This window comes from Luteolibacter sp., assembly GCF_058122085.1.
In genome coordinates, this window is sequence record NZ_JBIKBQ010000030.1 from 15,613 (window position 1) to 33,693 (window position 18,081).

An 18,081-nucleotide genomic window follows, 5' to 3' on the forward strand; every position below is an offset into this window, starting at 1 on the left:
CCCGCCTCTCCATGTCCGACCTTTCCTTCGAATCCAGCAGCTCCCTCTGGCAAGACGCAGTGCACCGGCTCGTCCGCAACCGCGCGGCCGTGATCAGCGTCTTCGTGTTGGCCCTCATCATCGCCGCCTGCATCATCCTTCCCGCGTTTCACGGATTCATCCGGGACCCGGATCTCCAGGATTTGCCCAACAAGAATCTGGGACCTTCCGGCGGCCATTGGTTCGGCACCGATCATCTCGGCCGCGACATCCTCTCCCGCGTCCTGTCGGGCGGCCGTATTTCCATCGCCGTCGGCCTCATCACCACGCTCGTTTCAGTCACCATCGGAGTCTGTTGGGGCGCTCTTTCCGGCTACGCCGGTGGCAAGACCGACGCGGTGATGATGCGCATCGTGGACATCCTCTACGCCCTGCCATTCCTCATCGTGGTGATCTTGTTAGGTAAGACGCTTGAGCCGCTGACCGCCCAGCTCACCAAGCTGGTCGTCGGCTGGTTCAGCCCGCCCGGCTCACTTGGCGCGTCCATCAATAAAACGACCGCCTGGGTCGAGCCCATCACCACGCTGGTGCCGCTGTTCATCGCCATCGGCGCGCTCTCGTGGCTCACCGTTTCGCGGATCGTGCGGGCCCAGGTCCAGAGCATCGCGAGGCAGGAATTCGTCGAAGCGGCGCGCTCGCTCGGCCTCGGTCATTTCCGCATTCTCTTCCGCCACATCCTGCCCAACACCCTCGGGCCCATCATCGTTTACACCACCCTCACCATCCCGGGAGTCATGCTGCTGGAAGCCACGCTCTCGTTCCTCGGCCTGGGAGTGAAGCCTCCTTACAGCTCGTGGGGAATCCTCATCGACGAAGGCGCGAACCGCATGCTCTCCAATCCCTGGCTGCTTTTCTTCCCCACGCTGTTCTTCGCCAGCACGCTCTTCGCGCTCAACTTCCTCGGCGACGGACTGCGGGACGCGCTCGACCCGAAGTCCGCGAAGGACTGATGTTACAGGACGATCTTTTTGAACTTCGGCACGAGCAGGTTCATGAGAATCCAAGCGGTGACATACGCGGAGCCGCAGACCACGAACAGGATGCCGTAGCCGACTTCCACCTTGCCGAGCGCGGTGTAGTGCTTGAGCAAGAGGCCTGCGGCACGCGCAATGAGAATTCCTCCAACAGCGCCAGCCATGCCGCCGATGCCGGTGACGGATGCGACCGCTTTTTTCGGGAACATGTCGGAAACGGTGGTAAATATGTTAGCCGACCAGGCGGCGTGCGCCGCGCAGGCGATGGCGATGGTCCCCACGGCCAACCAGGTGTTGATGGCGCCAAGCTTCGATGCCATCAGGACCGTGAGCGGGAACAGGGCGAAGATGAACATCGCCAGCTTGCGGGCCCGGTTGGCGTCCATGCCGCTGTTGATGAATTTTTTGGGAAGCCATCCACCGAAGATCGATCCGAAAGTGGAAACAGTATACACGATGGCGACTGCGAAGGGCCAACTGATGACGCCGGGGATGTCAGCCTTGTCGCCTGCGAAAGATGGATTCGCGGTGATATACTCCTGGGCTTTGCGGGCGTTTTCGCCTTCAAGGAACGAGGGCAGCCAGAACAGGAAAAACCACCAGATCGGATCGGTCAGGAACTTGCCGATGACGAAGGCCCATGTCTGCCGGAAAGTGAGGAGGCGTAGCCAAGGGACTGTTTCCTGACCCACATCTGCTTTTTCGGCTTCCTGTTCGTCGATGTCGCTGTGGATGAAATCGTATTCAGCCTGCGAGAGTTTACCGCTTTTCAGCTTGTTCGCGGGCGACTCGTACATGGTGTACCAGAACGCGAGCCAGAGCAGGCCGACCGCGCCGGTGAGGATGAACGCCCATTCCCAACCCCAGTGGCCGGCGATCCACGGCACGCAGAGGGGCGCGACGATGGCTCCGACATTGGCGCCTGAATTATAAAGTCCGGTGGCCAGCGCACGTTCCTTTTTCGGGAACCATTCGGCGATTGCTTTGTTAGCCGCGGGGAAATTTCCCGCTTCGGTCACGCCGAGCGCGGCGCGCCACATGCCGAAGCTCCAGGTATGGTGGCCGAAGGCATGGCCGATGGCGGCGAGGCTCCAACCGATGAGCGAATACGCGTAGCCTTTTTTCGTCCCCACCCGGTCGATGATCCGCCCGGCCAGCAACATGCCAAGCGCATAGGCGATCTGGAAGCAGATGACGACCGTCGAGTAGTTCAGCTCTTGATCCCCCTTTGCGAGACCGAACACGCCGTCGTCCGAGAGGGTTTTTTTGAGCAAGCCGAGCACGTTCCGGTCGAGGTAATTGACGGTGGTGGCGGCGAAGACCAGTGCGCAAATCGTCCACCGATGGCGGCCGATGTTTTCGTTGACGGAAGAGAAGGACATGATTGGTGGGATACTTGGGTTTGCCTGATGGAAATTTCACCAAGGCTGGGAAGGAGGTTGTTTGGCTGAAACTCAGGTGGCAAGCCGCAAAACGGCGGTCAGCGGTTCATCCGACAGGCTCACCCTTGCAACGCCCGCAAGGCCCCGCGCACCAGCGCTTCGGTCGGGGCCGCGGCGTCCGCATCCAGCACCTTTCGCACCGCCTTGCGCGCGTCCACCTGTTTGTAGCCCAGCGCGATGAGCGCGAGCTCCGCATCCGCCGCCGAGGCGCTCACTTGGCCGGCCGCCGCGTCCTGCCAGGTTTCGGTCACGCCGACCTTGTCCTTCAGCTCCAGCACGATGCGTTCCGCGGTCTTTTTCCCCACGCCCTTCAATTTCGAAAGCCCGGCCACGTCGCCGGCCACCACCGCCTGCTTGAAGCGCGTCACGTCCATCCCGCTCAGCACCGACACCGCCATCGTTGGTCCCACGCCGCTCACCCGGTCGATGAGCAGCAGGAAAACGTCGCGCTCCTCCTCGCTCGCGAAGCCGAACAGTTTCTGCCCGAGCTGGCTGAAATGAAGGTGCGTCCGCAAATCCACGTCCAGCCCCTCCGCCGCGTGCAGCCGGTCGAAGGTCGAGAGCGGGATGAAAACCTCATAGCCCACCCCGTGCACATCCACCACCAAGCGGTTAGGATACGCCTCGATCACCTTGCCCCGCAGTCTCGCTATCATGCGGCGAGCTTGGACACGGCGGCGGCTCCGTCAATGCCGTTCCATTCGGAAATTGACGCCGGATGCCGATTGGAAAGCATGGGGACATGAGAATCACCACATGGCTCGCCATCGGATTCGCGATCATGATCCAGCCAGTCCTCGCCAACGGAGACGGCGGGTTGCCTAAAACATCGTGAACGACATCCCCAGGCACCCGCCCATACCTGGTCTATCCATTCGGAACGTCACTTCCCTCGCTTTCAATCCACGTCCGTGCGGAACGGCGAGGCGGGGAGGTCATCTTGGTTAAAGAGGTTCACGTCGGGCACGTTCGCCCAGCCGTAGCGGACGGCTTTGGGAGCGGTCACGCCCTCGGCGGAGACGATGACGGTCGAGCCCTGGATTTTCGCCTGCGCGGGGACGAATTGCTTGTCCTCGCCGGCGATGGTGAAGCCTTTCAACTCGCCGTCTTTCGCGATCAGTCCACCGCCGATATGCTTGAAGTTGAGGACGATTTTCCCGTCTTTCGCTGCCATCGAATCATAGAGCGGACCGGAGTATTCGATCTTTTCGCCGTAGGTCAGCGCGCGGGCGGCGAGGGCCAGACGCTGGCCGACGGGTTCTTTGCGCGTCGGATGAATGTCGGTGGCATTTCCCACGTCGGTGGTCACGGCCATGGCGGTGTTTTTCACCTTCGCAAGCGTGAGTAACTGTGCCTCGCGGATTTCCGGCGGCTGGCCGTTGAAAGGCGCGATCTGGACGAAGAAAAACGGGAAATCGCCTTGTTTCCAGCGCCCCCGCCAGTCGGCGATCATGGCCGGGAAAAGCGTGCGATACTGCTTCGACTGCTTGGCGTTCGACTCGCCCTGATACCAGATGGCTCCCTTGATTGCGTAAGGAATGACCGGGGCGAGCATGCCGTTGAAGAGAGTCGCCGGGTCACCGGATCCACCCTCGGGGCCCGCGGGTGCTTTCGGCTGCGGGCTGGCGGGCTTGGGCTTCGGCGGCAGTGGCTGGCCAGCTTGCTTCGCCTGCGCGGTGGCCTCATTCCAGGATTTCAGGGTCTCCTGATAGGCCTTGCCCACGGTTTCATTCCATTCATTGGACTTGGCATTGAACTCCGCCAGTTGCGCCGGATAGGCGGCGGCAGCCGCATCGTAGCTGGCGAGCTTCTGGGTCGCGGCATCGACATATCCTTTTAGCTCGGGATCGGCTCCGAATCCTTCCAAGCTCGTCCAAGCCTGCGCAGGCGTACCACCCCAGGAGGTGTGGATCATGCCGACCGGCACGCCGAGTTTCTGGTAGAGATCACGGGCGAAAAAGTAACCGACCGCGGAAAACCCGCCGACCGTTTCCGGGGAGCACTCGACCCAGCTGCCTTCGACTTCCGTCAGCGGCTTGACCGAGGTTTTTTTCTTCACCGTGAACATCCGGATCTTCGGGAAAGCCGCCTTCGGGCCCTCCTCCTTGGCGTTGTGAGCCTTGGAGAATGTCCACTCCATGTTCGATTGGCCGGAGCACACCCAGACCTCGCCGACGAGCAGGTTGTTCAAGGTCACGGCGTTGTCGCCGGTGATCTTCATCGTGAAGGGCCCGCCCTCTTTCAGCGGCTTCAGGTTCACGCTCCACTTGCCGTCGGCGGCGGTGGTGGTGATTTTCTGGCTGTCGATTTCGACTGTCACCTTCTCGCCATCCCGTGCGGTGCCCCAGACCGGAACCGGCTGGCCGCGTTGCAGAACCGCGCCGTCGGTGAACAGCGGGTTGGGTTTCACATCGGCGTGCAGCGAACCGGAAACGAGGGCCGCGATGGCGAGCGCATTGAAGGTAGGGATGGATTTGGGATTCATGAGGTTGAAATGCTCATACGCGAGCTTTTGCGGGTTTTCTTCAAGAGTTCCAAGAAAACGCGGACCGAGCTGCCAGTGGTGGTTGGGCAGGTAACAAATTCCTTGGAATTGTGGAGCGAAGGACTATGTTCAAATCAGCAACTTCCACCTGTTCAATCACCCTGCGGTGATGGCCCGGATGACCGAAACCGCGCGATGCCTGACTCGGTGGCCAAAGAGAAGAGGAGTAGCCATGAACCAGCAGCAAACCACCGGTGTCGCGGAACAAAACCGTTTGAACGAGGCCCGCGAGGCGGGCATTCCATGGAAGAAATGGGGCCCCTATCTCAGCGAGCGGCAATGGGGCACGGTCCGCGAGGACTACAGCGAGAATGGCGACGCCTGGAACTTCTTCACCCACGACCACGCCCGCTCGCGCGCCTACCGCTGGGGCGAGGACGGCATCGCTGGAATTTCCGATGACAAGCAGCGCCTTTGTTTCGCGCTGGCGCTGTGGAACGGCAAGGACCCGATTCTCAAGGAGCGCTTGTTCGGCCTCACCAACAGCGAGGGGAACCACGGCGAGGACGTGAAGGAATATTACTTCTATCTCGATAGCACGCCGACCCACTCGTATATGAAGTATCTCTACAAATACCCGCAGGCGGCGTTTCCCTACGGCGACCTGGTAGAGACGAACCGCCGTCGCTCGCGCAACGAGTTCGAGTATGAATTGCTGGATACCGGCGTCTTCCATGAGAACCGCTACTTCGACGTCTTCGTGGAGTATGCCAAAGCCGGCCCGGATGACATCCTGGTGAGGATCACCGCCGCCAACCGGGGTCCGGATGCCGCCGCGCTGCATCTCCTGCCGACTCTCTGGTTCCGGAACGACTGGGCGACGTGGATCGCCGCGTCCAACCGGGCCGCCACCAAACCCAATCTCCAACAGATCGAATCCGCGGCCGGCACCAGCGCGGTGGCGGCCACCCATCCGCTGCTTGGCGAGCTGGTCCTTTCCTGCGAGGGCGAGGTGCCGCTGCTGTTCACTGAAAACGAAACCAACAACGAGCGGTTGTTTGCCGGGCAGAAGAACGAGAGTCCGTACGTGAAGGACGGAATCAACAACCGTGTGGTTGACGGCTATCAGGAAACGGTCAACCCCGGCAAGCAGGGCACCAAGGTCGCGGCGCACTATCAGCTCAATGTCGGCGCCGGTCAGACCGAGGTGATTCGACTGCGGATCGCCAGCGGTTCCGCGGACCGGATCGACCCGCCCTTCGGAGAGAAATTCGACGAGGTCTTCGCGAACCGGCTGCGTGAGGCCGACGGGTTTTACCAGTCGGTCACGCCGCCTTCGGTGAGCGCGGACGCGGCCATGGTGATGCGCCAAGCCATCGCCGGCATGCTTTGGAGCAAGCAGTTCTACTTCTTCGACGGCGACAACTGGCTCGACGAGCACCACTCCAATCCCCTCCACGCCGGCTATCGAAACACCCGCAACTCGGAGTGGTTCCACATGGTGAACGAGGACATCATCTCGATGCCCGACAAGTGGGAGTATCCTTGGTACGCGGCCTGGGACCTGGCCTTCCACACCCTCCCGCTCTCGATCGTCGATCCGGATTTCGCCAAGGAGCAGATGAAACTGATGCTCAAGAGTGTTTACCTGCATCCTAACGGGCAGATGCCCGCCTACGAGTGGAACTTCAGCGACGTAAATCCCCCGGTCCACGCGTTCGCGACGCTCTTTCTGCACCGCACCGAGCAGGCCTTGCGCGGTGAGGTGGATCTCGATTTCCTCCGATCGACGTTCAACAAGCTGGTGCTGAATTTCACCTGGTGGGTGAACCGCAAGGACCGCTTCGGCAAGAACGTGTTCGAGGGCGGCTTCCTCGGCCTCGACAATATCAGCATCTTCGACCGCAGCGCGCCGCTACCCACCGGTGGAAATCTGGAGCAGGCGGACGGCACCGCGTGGATGGCCCTTTTCAGCCAGAACATGCTCGAGCTCGCGGTGGAACTCGCCGTGCACGATCCATCTTACGAGGACATGGTGCTCAAGTTTGTGGAGCATTTCTACTATATCGCCCTGGCCATGAACAAACCCGGCCAGGAAGGCATGTGGGACGAGGATGACGGTTTCTACTACGACCTGCTGCGGCTGCCGGACGGCAGCGCCACGCGGCTCAAGGTGCGCTCGATGGTGGGGCTCCTGCCCCTCTGCGCCACTACGGTGATCGAGCAATCGCAGCGCGACGCGATTCCGCGGGCGATGACCCTGATGTCGGAACGCTTGCGCCGCATTCCGGAAATCGAGGATGCCATCCATCCGACCGGTCCGGGTCATTTGGGCGTGGCCGGGCGCGGGTTGCTGGCCTTGGTCAACCCGGAGCGGCTGCGCCGGATTCTAACGAGGATGCTCGACGAGAACGAGTTCCTGAGCCCCTACGGCCTGCGCGCGCTTTCGAAGTTCCACGAGCAGCATCCTTACATCTTCCACGTGCAAGGCGAGGAGCACCGGGTGGACTATCTGCCGGGCGAGTCGGACAGCGGCATGTTCGGCGGCAACTCCAACTGGCGCGGCCCGATCTGGATGCCGGTGAACGTGATGATCATCCGGGCGCTGCTGAATTTCCACATCTACTATGGCGACCACTTCAAAATCGAGTGCCCCACGGGCTCGGGAAAATGGATGAACCTGTTCGATGTCGCCAAGGAAATCGCGGACCGACTCGGGCGGATCTTTTTGCCCGACGAACACGGCCGGCGTCCGGTCTTCGGCGGCAGCGAGAAGTTCCAGAACGATCCGCACTGGCGCGACCACCTCCTTTTCTACGAATATTTCCACGGCGACAACGGCGCCGGACTCGGTGCCAGCCATCAGACCGGCTGGAGCGGGCTCGTGGCCAAGACGATCCAGCTTTTCGGACTTCTGGGTTCCAAGCGCGCCCTGGAAGTCGGCAAGCAGTCGGTATTCATTCAGGGTGACTCACAAGCCGGGTCGTGACATGCCACCGCCGCGGCGACCGAAAACCCACTCCGCCGAAAAATCCTTCTCGCCCCGATCCTGAGAATGTTGCTAGCCTCGGCCTGTCGCTTGAGACAAACTCGCGCGGCACTGCGGCACCCAAGCAACATTCCACCGATTCCAATGCGCCCGATTTTCATCCTGCCTAGCGTGGTTCTCATCAGCTCCTGCGTCCTCGGTCCGGAGCCCGGCTCGCCGGAAACCGCGCTGCCCTCCTCCATCCGCGGCGACGTCGCGCCGCACGGCATTTCCTTTGGCGACAAGGCGTGGCGCAAGGTTTTCACCGACTCCACGCTGAGCACCCTGATCGCCCGCGCCCTCCAAAACAACCCGGACCTCGTCGCCGCCACTTACCGCATCGAAGCCGCCCGCGCCCAGGCCGAAATCTCCCGCGCCGCCTGGTTTCCACGGCTTGACGGCAGCGCCGACGCCGCCACGAATTATAGTTCGAGAAATGCCGGCTCCACCACTTTCACCGGCGACCGCTCGTCGGAATCCTACGGCCTGACCGGTTTCCTGAGTTGGGAAGCCGATCTCTGGGGCGGCATCCGTCGCAACAACCAGGCCGCCCGCGCTAACTTATTGTCCACCGAATCCCAGCGCGACGGCGTCCAGACCTCGCTCGTCGCCTCCGTCGCCAGCGCCTACATCGACCTCAAAAACCTCGATGAACGCCTCGCGATTTCCCGCCGCACCGTGGAAAGCCGCAAGGGCTCGCTCGAGCTTGTCACCGCCCGCAGGGACGGCGGCATCAGCTCGGATCTCGAAGTCGGCCAGGCCGAGGCCTTGCTCTCCCAGGCGCAAATCACCATCCCGACCACCGAGCAGGCCATCGCCGCCAAGGAAAATGAAATCCGCTCGCTGCTCGGCGAATACCCCGGCGGCATCACCCGCGGCGGCAGCCTCAACAGCTTGGATTCCGCCCTCGGTATCCGCGGCGGACTGCCCTCGTCGCTGATAGCACGCCGCCCGGACGTCTCCGCCGCCAACCAGGATTTCCAAGCCGCCACCGCCCAGATCGGAGTCGCCGAAGCCCTCCGCTTCCCCAGTCTCTCGCTCACCGGCCAAGGCGGTTTCATCAGCAGCGACCTGAGCAATCTGCTCGAAAAAAGCTCCGGCGCCTATTCCATCGGGCCGCAGCTCGCCGGCCCCATCTTCGATGCCGGTGCCGGCAAATCCCGCGTGAAAGTCGCGCAAGCCCGCGCCAAGGAATCGCTCGCCGCCTATCAAAAATCCGTCCAGCTCGCCTTCCAGGAAGCAGCCGACTCGCTGAACGCCTACCAGAAAACCGGCGAGATCATCGCCGAGGGGACCAAGCTGGTCGCCTCGCAGAAAAGCGTCGCCACCATCGCCCTCGACCGCTTCCAAGGCGGTGCCTCCAGCTATCTGGAAGTGCTCGACGCCGAGCGCGAGCTCTTCACCGCCGAGCTCGACTTGGCGGACTCCCGCAGCAACCGCCTGAGGGCCGTCGTCCAAGCCTACCGCGCCCTCGGCGGCGGCTGGAAATAACAGACTAACGCAGCAGGTTCCAGGCGGAGACCAGCGCCTTGAGTCCGGCCATTTCGATCGACGGATCGACCCCCGCGCCCCACAGCAGGCGGCCGTCGTCGTGCTGGACCTGGACGTAAGCCGCGGCGCTCGCGTCCGAGCCGCCGCGCACCGCGTGCGAGCGGTAATCGGTGACTTTGAAATCCTTGAGCCCGGCTCCTTCCAGCGCGTGGACGAAAGCGTTGATCGGGCCGTTGCCGAAGCCTTCGATGGCCTTCTTCTCGCCGTCGATGAGGATGCTCGCCTTGCACTGGACCAAGCCGCGCTCGCCGGTTTGGTGGATGAGCTCGTAATCGATGAGATCCAGCGGCGTGGAAATGTTCACGAACTCCTCGAAGAACGCCTCGCGGATTTCATCGGTCGAAAGCTCGCGGCCATATTCGTCGGCGAGGTCGTAAATGCGCTTGCCGACTTGCGGGTGCATCGACTTCGGCAAATCGAAGCCGTGCTCGCGGTCGAGCACATAGGCGACGCCGCCTTTTCCCGACTGCGAGTTAATCCGGATGATCGCCTCATACGAGCGGCCGATGTCCTGCGGATCGATCGTTAGATACGGCACGCCCCACGGGGTGGACGCGTCCGCGGCGAGCTCGCGGGTGCGGCGGTCGAGGCCTTTTTTAATCGCGTCCTGGTGCGAGCCGGAGAAGGCGGTGAAAACGAGCTCGCCCGCATACGGCTGGCGCTCTGGCACGCTCAGCCGCGTCACCCGCTCGTAAACCGTGCGGATCGATTGCAGGTCGGAGAAATTCAGTCCCGTCTCCACGCCGTGGCTGTTCAAGTTCAGCGCGACGGTGACGATGTCGAGATTTCCGGTCCGCTCGCCGTTGCCGAAAAGCGTGCCTTCCACGCGGTCCGCGCCAGCCATCAGGCCGAGCTCGGTGGCGGCCACGCCGGTGCCGCGGTCGTTGTGGGTGTGCAGGGAAACGAGCACGGAATCCCGCTTCGCCAAATTCCGGCACATCCACTCGATCATGTCGGCGTGGATGTTAGGCGTGGTCCACTGGACGGTGTCCGGCAGGTTGATGATCATTTTTTTCTCCGGCGTCGGCTGCCAGACGTCGATCACCGCGTTGCAGCACTCCAAGGCGAAATCCAGCTCGGTGTCGGAAAACGACTCGGGCGAATATTGCAAAACCACCTCCGTGCGCGGCACGCTCGGCACCAGCTTTTTCACCAGCTCCGCGCCGTCGATGGCGATCTGTTTGATCGACTCGCGCGACGCGTCGCCGAACGTCACCCGCCGCTGGAGCGGCGAGGTCGAGTTGTAAATGTGGACGATCGCCCGCTTCGCGCCGTCGATGGCCTCGAAGGTCCGGCGGATCAGCGGCTCGCGGGTTTGCACCAGCACCTGGATCGTGACGTCTTCCGGGATGCGGTTTTCATCGATCAGGCGGCGCAGGAAATTGAATTCCGTGTCCGCGGCCGACGGGAAGCCGACCTCGATCTGCTTGAAGCCGACCCGCACGAGCAGGTCGAAGAAATCGAGTTTTTCATCGATCGACATCGGCTGCGGCAGCGCCTGGTTGCCATCACGGAGATCGACGGAGCACCACTCGGGCGCGTGCGTCAGCGTCTGGTCCGGCCAGGTGCGGTCGGGCAGGGAAACGGCCGGGAAGGGCCGGTATTTCGAGAGCGAAGTCGGATGCATTGGAAAGACGTGGAAAAGGGGCTCGCCACAGAATGCGCGGGCGAGGGAACAAAAGTGAAGAAAAGAAAAAGTCAAACCGCCAACCCAGCGGAGAGCCACGACCTGGCCGAGGATTCAATTCATGATTTGAAAATCCCCGGATGATGTGGCAGTGTGCTTCGATGAAAATTCAGTTAACATCCAAGAAACAAGCGGCGGAGATGAAGGCGGCCTCCATTGAGCCGGAGCGCGAGATGGAGGAGGATTCCAACTGGCCGACGAGCGCCGAGGAGGCTGCGAATGTTGAGCGATTGCTGGAAACCCCGCCCGCGATCAATGCTGAAGCCGCGAAGGAGGCCAAAGACATTGCGGCTCACCTCCACTTCAACGGGTGACGCCGCGCTCGGAGCTTTCGATGAATTGGAGCAAATAAGCGACCTGCGGCGTGTCCGCGGCATGGGTCGCCTTGAGCGAGCTGAGCGAGGTGGCCAGGTTGCCGTCCTTTTTCAGGAACAGCTTCTTGTAGGCGGACTTGATCGCCTTGATGTCGTCCTCGGCAAAACCCCGGCGCTGCAGGCCGATGAGATTGACTCCGCGGGTGCTCGCCGGATTTCCGTCCACGATCATGAACGGTGGCACGTCCTGCACCACCTTCGAGCAGCCGCCGATGATCGAGTGTTTGCCGATCCGGCAGAACTGGTGCACCGCCGCCACCCCGGAGACGATCGCGTAATCCTCAATGACGATGTGGCCCGCGATGCCAACGGAATTGGATAGAATGATGTGGTCGCCAAGCTGGCAGTCATGCGCCACGTGCGAGTAGCAGAGCAGCAGGTTGTTCGAGCCGATCCGCGTCGGCAGGCTCTCGTGGGTGCCGCGGTGGACGGTGCAGTTTTCCCGGAACACGTTGTGATCGCCGACTTCCAGATACGTCGGATCGCCCACGTATTTCAAATCCTGGGTCTTGCCGCCGATCGCGGCGAAGGGGAAAAACTCGTTGCCGCGGCCGAATTTCGAATGCCCTTCGAGGACGACGTGCGAGTGCAGCACGCAATCATCGCCGAGCTCGACGTTCGCGCCGATGATGCAATACGGCCCGATGCGGACATTCCGCCCCAGCGAGGCGAGCGGTGAAACGATGGCGGTTGGGTGGATCACCCCCGAAATGTCTGCGAATGAGTGCCGAAATGACGAGGTTTTTTTCTCCGGTTGCCTCCTCTTGAGTGGAAAACGGTCAGTTTCACCCTTGGAAAATCCCCGCCGCAGGTGGATATTGCCCAACCGGATCACTTCACCAGGAGCGTGCCAAATGATGGAAATCCGCATCGGAATCTCGGGCTGGACCTACCCGCCGTGGCGCGGCGATTTCTACCCGGCCGGCCTCCCCCACGACCGCGAGCTGGAATTCGCCTCGCGGCAGGTGAACTCGATCGAGGTCAACGGGACATTCTACGGCTTGCAGCGGCCGTCGAGCTTCCGCACCTGGCATCAGGCCACGCCGGACGACTTTGTTTTCTCGCTCAAAGGCAGCCGCTTCATCACCCATCTCACCCGGCTCAGGGAGCCCAAAACGCCGCTCGCCAACTTCTTCGCCTCGGGCGTCCTGGAGCTCGGGAAAAAGCTCGGCCCCGTCCTCTGGCAACTGCCGCCGAATTTCCAATACGATCGGTCACGGCTGGAAAACTTCTTCCAGCTGCTCCCCCGCGACACCGCTGCCGCCTCCGTGCTCGCCCGCTCCCACGATCAAAAACTGCGATCCCGCGCCGCGCTCAAGCCATCCGCGGACCTCGCCATCCGCCACGCGCTCGAAGTCCGGCACCCGTCGTTCGAGCAGCCGGAATTCATCTCGCTGCTCCGCGAGCATGACATCGCCATGGTCGTCGCCGACACCGCGGGAAAATGGCCGCTCATCGAGGACGTCACCGCGGATTTCATCTACATCCGGCTCCACGGCGCGGAGGAGCTTTACGCCAGCGGTTACACCGAGCCGGCGCTCGACGAATGGGCCCGCAAAATCCGCCGCTGGTCGGAAGGCGGCACGCCGGAAAACGCCAAACTCCTCACTCCCCCGCCGCCCGCCCGCAAGCAAGGCCGCGACGTTTTCACTTACTTCGACAACGACGTGAAAACCCACGCCCCCTTCGACGCCATCTCGCTCGGCAAGCGCTTCGGGCTTCTTCAAACGTAGTCCAGGACTTCAGTCCGTCTTTGATTCCCAACCCGCCACGGACTGAAGTCCTCGACTCCATTTCAAAACGGCACCTCGCCAGCCAGTTCCTCCACTTCCGCCGCCCGCCGCCCGGCCTCCGCTTTCAGTCTCTCTTTCTCCAGCTCCTGCTGCGCGAGCGCACCGAGTCCACCTTGGTCGACTTCATCGGGCGAGATTCTGACTAGACGGGTCAGAACTCCGGTGCCATGGTCCTCCCATGCAGACACGTGTATGGCAATTGCAGGAGGCCAAAAGCCACTTTAGTGAACTCGTGGAAACGGTGATCTCAAAGGGTGCACAGACGGTGACCAAGCATGGGAAACCGGCAGTGGTGATCATTTCGGCAGAGGAGTACCAGCGGAGCCTGGCTCCCCGGAAGTCATTGGCCGCTGCATTGCGCGCATGTCCGGAGGATCTGGCGCCGCTTCTTGGCAAGCGTCCGAAACAGATCGCCCGGAAAGTCAATTTCGAGTGATGGCGTATGAAATACCTGTTGGACACCAATGTGGTTTGTGAGGCCACCGCCAAGCATCCCGAAGCAATGGTGCTGGCATGGATCGAAGCCCATGCTCACGAATGCTTCCTTTCCAGCGTGTCATTGGGCGAGATTTGGAAAGGGCTTCATCGCTTGCCGGAAGGCAAGCGGAAACGAGCGCTTGTCCGGTGGGCGGATGGATTGGAAAGCGACTTCACCGAGCAAATTCTAGGGCTTGATACTATGACCCTGAAGTCTTGGGGGAAACTTTACGCCAAGCACGAGGCGATAGGGTTCAATATGGACGTGATGGATAGTCTCATTGCTGCGACCGCGCTAGTGCATCAACTCACCGTGGTCACGCGCAACACCGCTGATTTTCCTGCGGATGTGAAGATTTTCAATCCTTGGAGGCAATGAAATCCAATTTCCAGCCTTCTCAAAACGGCACTTCTCCCGCCAGTTCCCGCGCTTCGTCCGCCGCCTCTTGAATTTCAGCGTTTCAGAATCCCAGCTTTTACCCCACAGCGTCCCATCGCCGAACCGCGCTCGTTCATTCACTCCGCCAACCCCTCCACCCACCTCGTCACTGGGGGACAGATTCAGGCAGACATGGTTAATCCGTGAGCAACGATCCTATTCAATGCTTGTTAGTCGGGACTGGTAACTTTCGACCGTGGCCGCCGATTAACCGCTTACAGGGAGCTCAACAGGATGTCCGGAGGAAATCCATCAGATTTAAATGTTACAATGCGGGGACCCCAGAGACGGAACGTATTCGATTCCCGCCACCACTGCGGACCGGGCGTGTTTCAACATCGTCTTCCAGCCCGATCCGAAGCGTCCCGGTGGCGAATCTCGCTAGAGGGCCGGGTTCCGGATCAGTCACGGAGGCCGAGGCATCCGAATACCTTGCTCCGGATCCGCTGAGACAGCGTCCCTCCCTTCGATAGATAGGCATTCAGGGATTTTGTCTGCTGCTGCCAGAGTGCCTTTTCGAGCCCGTGATTCTCCTCCACCTTGCGCCAAAACGGCGGCATTTCGATGACCGCGCCATCCAGCGTGCTGCGCCGCCACCAGCGTTTTTCCCAGCAGCAGCCGCGGGCATCCACGCCGAAGCGGCCCACCAAACTCATCGCCGCCCGCTTTTCCTCGATGGCCCGCGTCAGACATTCACCTGCGAATTGGATTTCCTCGCCGAGAAGATCCACGCCCGTCGGCTCGTCACCGATGAGCCGTGGTTCTTGCGGTGCGGTGAGATCGCCGTCTGGAATCAATTGATACATGCAATCGATCAGATCATCGTCATCGATGCCTGCGCCCTCTCGCCGGTGGGAATACAAGCGCTTGCTTCCGAAGCTGGTGGTCAGACGGTCGCCGTTTTGATCGAACTTGTCGATGAATCCATTGCCACCCTGGAGCGGGGAGCGAATCGCGCGGAAACGGGGAGCCATGCTGGTGTGGCGGAACAGATAATTGCTGTTCATCAGGCAGAACAGACCGCCCGGGACCAGGTTCTCGCAGAGCGTGCCCACGAGTTTTTGAAATAAAGAGAACGGGTATAAGCCCTGGATGTTGGAGAGCTTCTTGCTCTCGGGGTATTGGCAGAAAACCGACATCGCGAAGACAAGGTCGTAGGGGCCGTTTGCAATGATGTTGTCCTCGTTGCTGAGAAACACATGGGACAGGCGGTCATTGGAAACGGCTTTTTTCGCCATGTGCAGAACCGCCTTGTTGACGTCGCAGCCGAAAATCCGCGCTTCCGGAAAATGGCACCTGATACTTTGCATCTCATGGCCCTCGGAACAACCGAACGAAAGAATCTTCAATCGGCCCCCATGCATGTCCGCGCCATGCAGCGCCTGCATCATGGAGGCGGACGTTCTGAAGATGCCGGGGTATCGGTTGAAATCGGTGCTGGTGATTTTCTGGAACATTTCCGTAAGGGCTTGGGGTCGGGTCTTTACTGCAGCGGCAAGTTAATTAGTTGTGTCTCCGTGCCAAGGATTATCTGTGCGGCGCCAACGCGAGCAGTCTCGCCTCAGAGCTTGAACGCTTTGTCGAGAAGATCCTCGAGATAGAAGACTCCGGCGCGACTCAAGTGATGTTGGTCGGCGTAGAGGGGTTCGCCCTCCAGCCAGAGAAGCAGCCGACCGTGGTCAACGAGTTTTTCCGCGGGAATGATCCTGAGGATGGTGCCTGACGGACCAAGACGATCAAAGACATCAAGAACGAGCCGGCTTTGGCCGGCGTCATCCGGAGCGATGACGGATGGCTCGGGCAGGCGGCGCGCGTGCAGGATTCTGGCAAATTCGTCAGGCACGTTGAACGGTGCCACTGGCACCGGTTCGATGATCGTCACCTTTTTCCCGGCGGCCAGCAGGCGTCGAATGGTTTCTTGGATTCTGGCGGCGTAATATGACTCCATTTCACGGCGATTCCCGAGCGAGCGCTCGTGAAACGAGAACGTGGATCCGCCTCCACCGCCCCGCTTGGTTTGATCCGGAAGGTTCCATTTCGAGACGAGAATGACCGTTTTGATGGAAGGATCAGCGGCCAGCATTTCAAGCGTCTCAGCCGTATAGCGGGCAACCTTCGCCGGCTCCCTGACATCCATCGGGGTGGCTCCCACGACCGGCGGCACGCCATTCATGCCGAAGTGCCGGAGCGCGCGGCCGCGTTTCCTCGCCATCGAATCCAAGACTGGAAGAAATGCCCGCGCATGGCTATCGCCCCAGACCGCGATGTCCGGGGACACGCCGGGCGCGCCGTAGATCGGAGCCTTCTCGGGTCGGTAAGTTTTCGCCGCATTGCCGCGATACGCCGTCGCCCAATTCTTGAATTCCAGAACCTCCAACACCTCCGTTGAATAGCGCTTGGAAAACCCGTCGGTGCCCATCGCCACTTGCCAGTAGCCGATGAGCAGCAGGCAGGAAGCCGCCCATGCGGCGAACACCCCGCGGCGACGGGTGCGGGAACCCGGCTTGCGGAAGGGTTGCTCGATGAAACGCCAGGACATGGCTCCAATCAACAGGCTGCCGAAAAACAAGCCGGCGTTCGGCATGAAATCCCGGATGCCACCGTGACCCGCAAAGACCAGCAAGGGCCAGTGCCAGAGATAGACCGAATAGGAAATCAGCCCGATGAAAACCAGCGGCCTCCAGGATAACAAGCGGGCCGTCACGGAGCGCGGATCAGAACCGGATAGGATCAGCAGGCCCGCACCCATGCACGGCGGGAGCGCGGCCAGTTCGGGAAACGGGGTTTGTTCCGTGTGGATCGCCATCGTTCCCAATACCAGAGCCAAGCCGGCGAATCCTCCCGCGTGGTGCCAGCAGAGGCTCGTCCGCCGCGGTTTCACCATCGCGAGCCATGCGCCCAGCATCAATTCCCATGCTCGGTAGGGCAGCAGGAAGAAAGCCTCCTGCGGATGACCCGGCACGGCCACACAGGCCGCCGCAAATGAAATGATCAAAATCGTGGTGACCACTCCCAGCCGGATGCCCGGTTTTCCCGAAAAGCGGAAGAGAACCGTCAGGACCACCGGAAACACGAGGTAGAACTGTTCCTCCACGCCCAGCGACCACGTATGGAGCAAGGGCAGCCGTGAAACCTCCGGACTGAAATAATCCCGGGTTTCCTTGAGGAAATAAAGGTTGGGAAGCGAGATCGCCGCGTATTCCGCCGACTTCGCGAACGATTTCAGATCATCCGGCAGCAGAATGAACCAAGCCACCGCACAGCACGCCACGATCATGAAGAACATGGCTGGCAGAATCCGCCGGATGCGCCTCTCATAGAAATGGGTGATCGAGAATTCCCCTGACTCCAGATCCCGAACCAACAGCGAGGTGATTAGAAATCCGGAGATCACGAAAAACACGTCCACTCCCACAAACCCGCCGCTCACCCACCCTTGATCAATGTGGTAGAGCAGCACTCCGAGAACCGCGATGGCTCACAGTCCGTCGATGTCCGGGCGATAGGCGGTAACTTGGCTCATGGGGTGAACCGCGCCAGGATTTTCCGCACCAGCGGCTCGCTGCCAGCGCGGCTGATACCATTTGGCAGAATATCCTAGTGTCGCGTAAAATTTTATTTGTCGGTTAGTGAATTTTAAAATTGTACGATTTTGAGGATGTGTACAATTGGACAGGTGCCCGCCAAATTACACCGAATCAAGTTATCGAAATCCGAACGCCATGAACTCGAAGCCCTCCGCGATCAAAAGAGCGGCAAGGCCTCCGGCATCATGCGTGCGGTCGCATTGTT

The 18,081-nt window shown here is 60.9% G+C and carries 16 protein-coding genes; 9 read left to right on the forward strand and 7 right to left on the reverse strand.

Annotation, left to right across the window (positions count from 1 at the left end):
• The first annotated feature begins 11 nt into the window (after positions 1-11).
• Positions 12-989 carry an ABC transporter permease gene (locus AC4DF4_RS06315; RefSeq protein WP_490047264.1) on the forward strand — a complete coding sequence of 326 codons (978 nt, stop codon included), beginning with the start codon at positions 12-14 and terminating at the stop codon, positions 987-989.
• A gap of 2 nt (positions 990-991) precedes the next feature.
• On the opposite strand, the gene AC4DF4_RS06320 is transcribed toward AC4DF4_RS06315, so the two are convergent.
• From AC4DF4_RS06320 to AC4DF4_RS06330, 3 genes are all read right to left on the reverse strand, one after another.
• A complete protein-coding gene (locus AC4DF4_RS06320) occupies positions 992-2,395 on the reverse strand; it encodes an MFS transporter (RefSeq protein WP_490047265.1) in 1,404 nt (467 codons plus the stop codon).
• Positions 2,396-2,514: 119 nt separating this feature from the next.
• Positions 2,515-3,111, reverse strand: a complete 597-nt coding sequence (gene ruvA, locus AC4DF4_RS06325) for a Holliday junction branch migration protein RuvA (protein WP_490047266.1) — start codon at positions 3,109-3,111, stop codon at positions 2,515-2,517.
• A 242-nt stretch (positions 3,112-3,353) separates the two neighbouring features.
• A complete protein-coding gene (locus AC4DF4_RS06330; protein ID WP_490047267.1) occupies positions 3,354-4,940 on the reverse strand; it encodes a sialate O-acetylesterase in 1,587 nt (528 codons plus the stop codon).
• 232 nt (positions 4,941-5,172) lie between these two features.
• Here AC4DF4_RS06330 and AC4DF4_RS06335 point away from each other — a divergent pair, with 232 nt between their 5' ends.
• The gene (locus tag AC4DF4_RS06335) at positions 5,173-7,929 is read left to right on the forward strand and encodes an MGH1-like glycoside hydrolase domain-containing protein (protein ID WP_490047268.1); all 2,757 of its coding nucleotides are present in this window, start codon (positions 5,173-5,175) and stop codon (positions 7,927-7,929) included.
• Positions 7,930-8,073: 144 nt separating this feature from the next.
• Positions 8,074-9,459, forward strand: coding sequence for an efflux transporter outer membrane subunit (locus AC4DF4_RS06340; protein ID WP_490047269.1), 1,386 nt, complete (start codon positions 8,074-8,076; stop codon positions 9,457-9,459).
• A gap of 4 nt (positions 9,460-9,463) precedes the next feature.
• Here AC4DF4_RS06340 and leuA read toward each other — a convergent pair whose 3' ends face one another.
• Positions 9,464-11,146 carry a 2-isopropylmalate synthase gene (gene leuA / locus AC4DF4_RS06345; RefSeq protein WP_490047270.1) on the reverse strand — a complete coding sequence of 561 codons (1,683 nt, stop codon included), beginning with the start codon at positions 11,144-11,146 and terminating at the stop codon, positions 9,464-9,466.
• On the opposite strand from leuA, the gene AC4DF4_RS06350 reads away from it, so the two are divergent.
• On the forward strand, positions 11,141-11,290 hold the full coding sequence (locus AC4DF4_RS06350; protein WP_490047271.1) for a hypothetical protein: 150 nt from the start codon (positions 11,141-11,143) through the stop codon (positions 11,288-11,290). The genes leuA and AC4DF4_RS06350 overlap by 6 nt on opposite strands.
• A gap of 56 nt (positions 11,291-11,346) precedes the next feature.
• Positions 11,347-11,520 (forward strand): hypothetical protein, encoded by a 174-nt coding sequence (locus AC4DF4_RS06355; RefSeq protein ID WP_490047272.1) that lies wholly within the window; start codon positions 11,347-11,349, stop codon positions 11,518-11,520.
• Here the strand turns inward: AC4DF4_RS06355 and lpxA are convergent.
• Positions 11,510-12,283: an acyl-ACP--UDP-N-acetylglucosamine O-acyltransferase gene (gene lpxA / locus AC4DF4_RS06360; protein WP_490047273.1), complete on the reverse strand. Its 774-nt coding sequence runs from the start codon at positions 12,281-12,283 to the stop codon at positions 11,510-11,512. The two genes, AC4DF4_RS06355 and lpxA, sit on opposite strands and share 11 nt — an antisense overlap.
• Before the next feature lie 151 nt (positions 12,284-12,434).
• On the opposite strand from lpxA, the gene AC4DF4_RS06365 reads away from it, so the two are divergent.
• The 4 genes from AC4DF4_RS06365 to AC4DF4_RS06380 are packed head-to-tail and all read left to right on the forward strand — an operon-like array spanning position 12,435 to position 14,229.
• Positions 12,435-13,313, forward strand: a complete 879-nt coding sequence (locus tag AC4DF4_RS06365; RefSeq protein ID WP_490047274.1) for a DUF72 domain-containing protein — start codon at positions 12,435-12,437, stop codon at positions 13,311-13,313.
• Between the two features lie 20 nt (positions 13,314-13,333).
• Positions 13,334-13,519, forward strand: coding sequence for a hypothetical protein (locus tag AC4DF4_RS06370; protein WP_490047275.1), 186 nt, complete (start codon positions 13,334-13,336; stop codon positions 13,517-13,519).
• Between the two features lie 32 nt (positions 13,520-13,551).
• Positions 13,552-13,809: a type II toxin-antitoxin system Phd/YefM family antitoxin gene (locus AC4DF4_RS06375; protein WP_490047276.1), complete on the forward strand. Its 258-nt coding sequence runs from the start codon at positions 13,552-13,554 to the stop codon at positions 13,807-13,809.
• 6 nt (positions 13,810-13,815) lie between these two features.
• Positions 13,816-14,229, forward strand: coding sequence for a type II toxin-antitoxin system VapC family toxin (locus AC4DF4_RS06380; RefSeq protein WP_490047277.1), 414 nt, complete (start codon positions 13,816-13,818; stop codon positions 14,227-14,229).
• A gap of 461 nt (positions 14,230-14,690) precedes the next feature.
• Here AC4DF4_RS06380 and AC4DF4_RS06385 read toward each other — a convergent pair whose 3' ends face one another.
• A complete protein-coding gene (locus AC4DF4_RS06385) occupies positions 14,691-15,746 on the reverse strand; it encodes a class I SAM-dependent methyltransferase (RefSeq protein WP_490047278.1) in 1,056 nt (351 codons plus the stop codon).
• A gap of 104 nt (positions 15,747-15,850) precedes the next feature.
• Complete coding sequence (locus tag AC4DF4_RS06390) at positions 15,851-17,764, reverse strand: acyltransferase family protein (RefSeq protein WP_490047279.1); 1,914 nt, start codon at positions 17,762-17,764, stop codon at positions 15,851-15,853.
• Positions 17,765-18,081 lie beyond the last annotated feature (317 nt).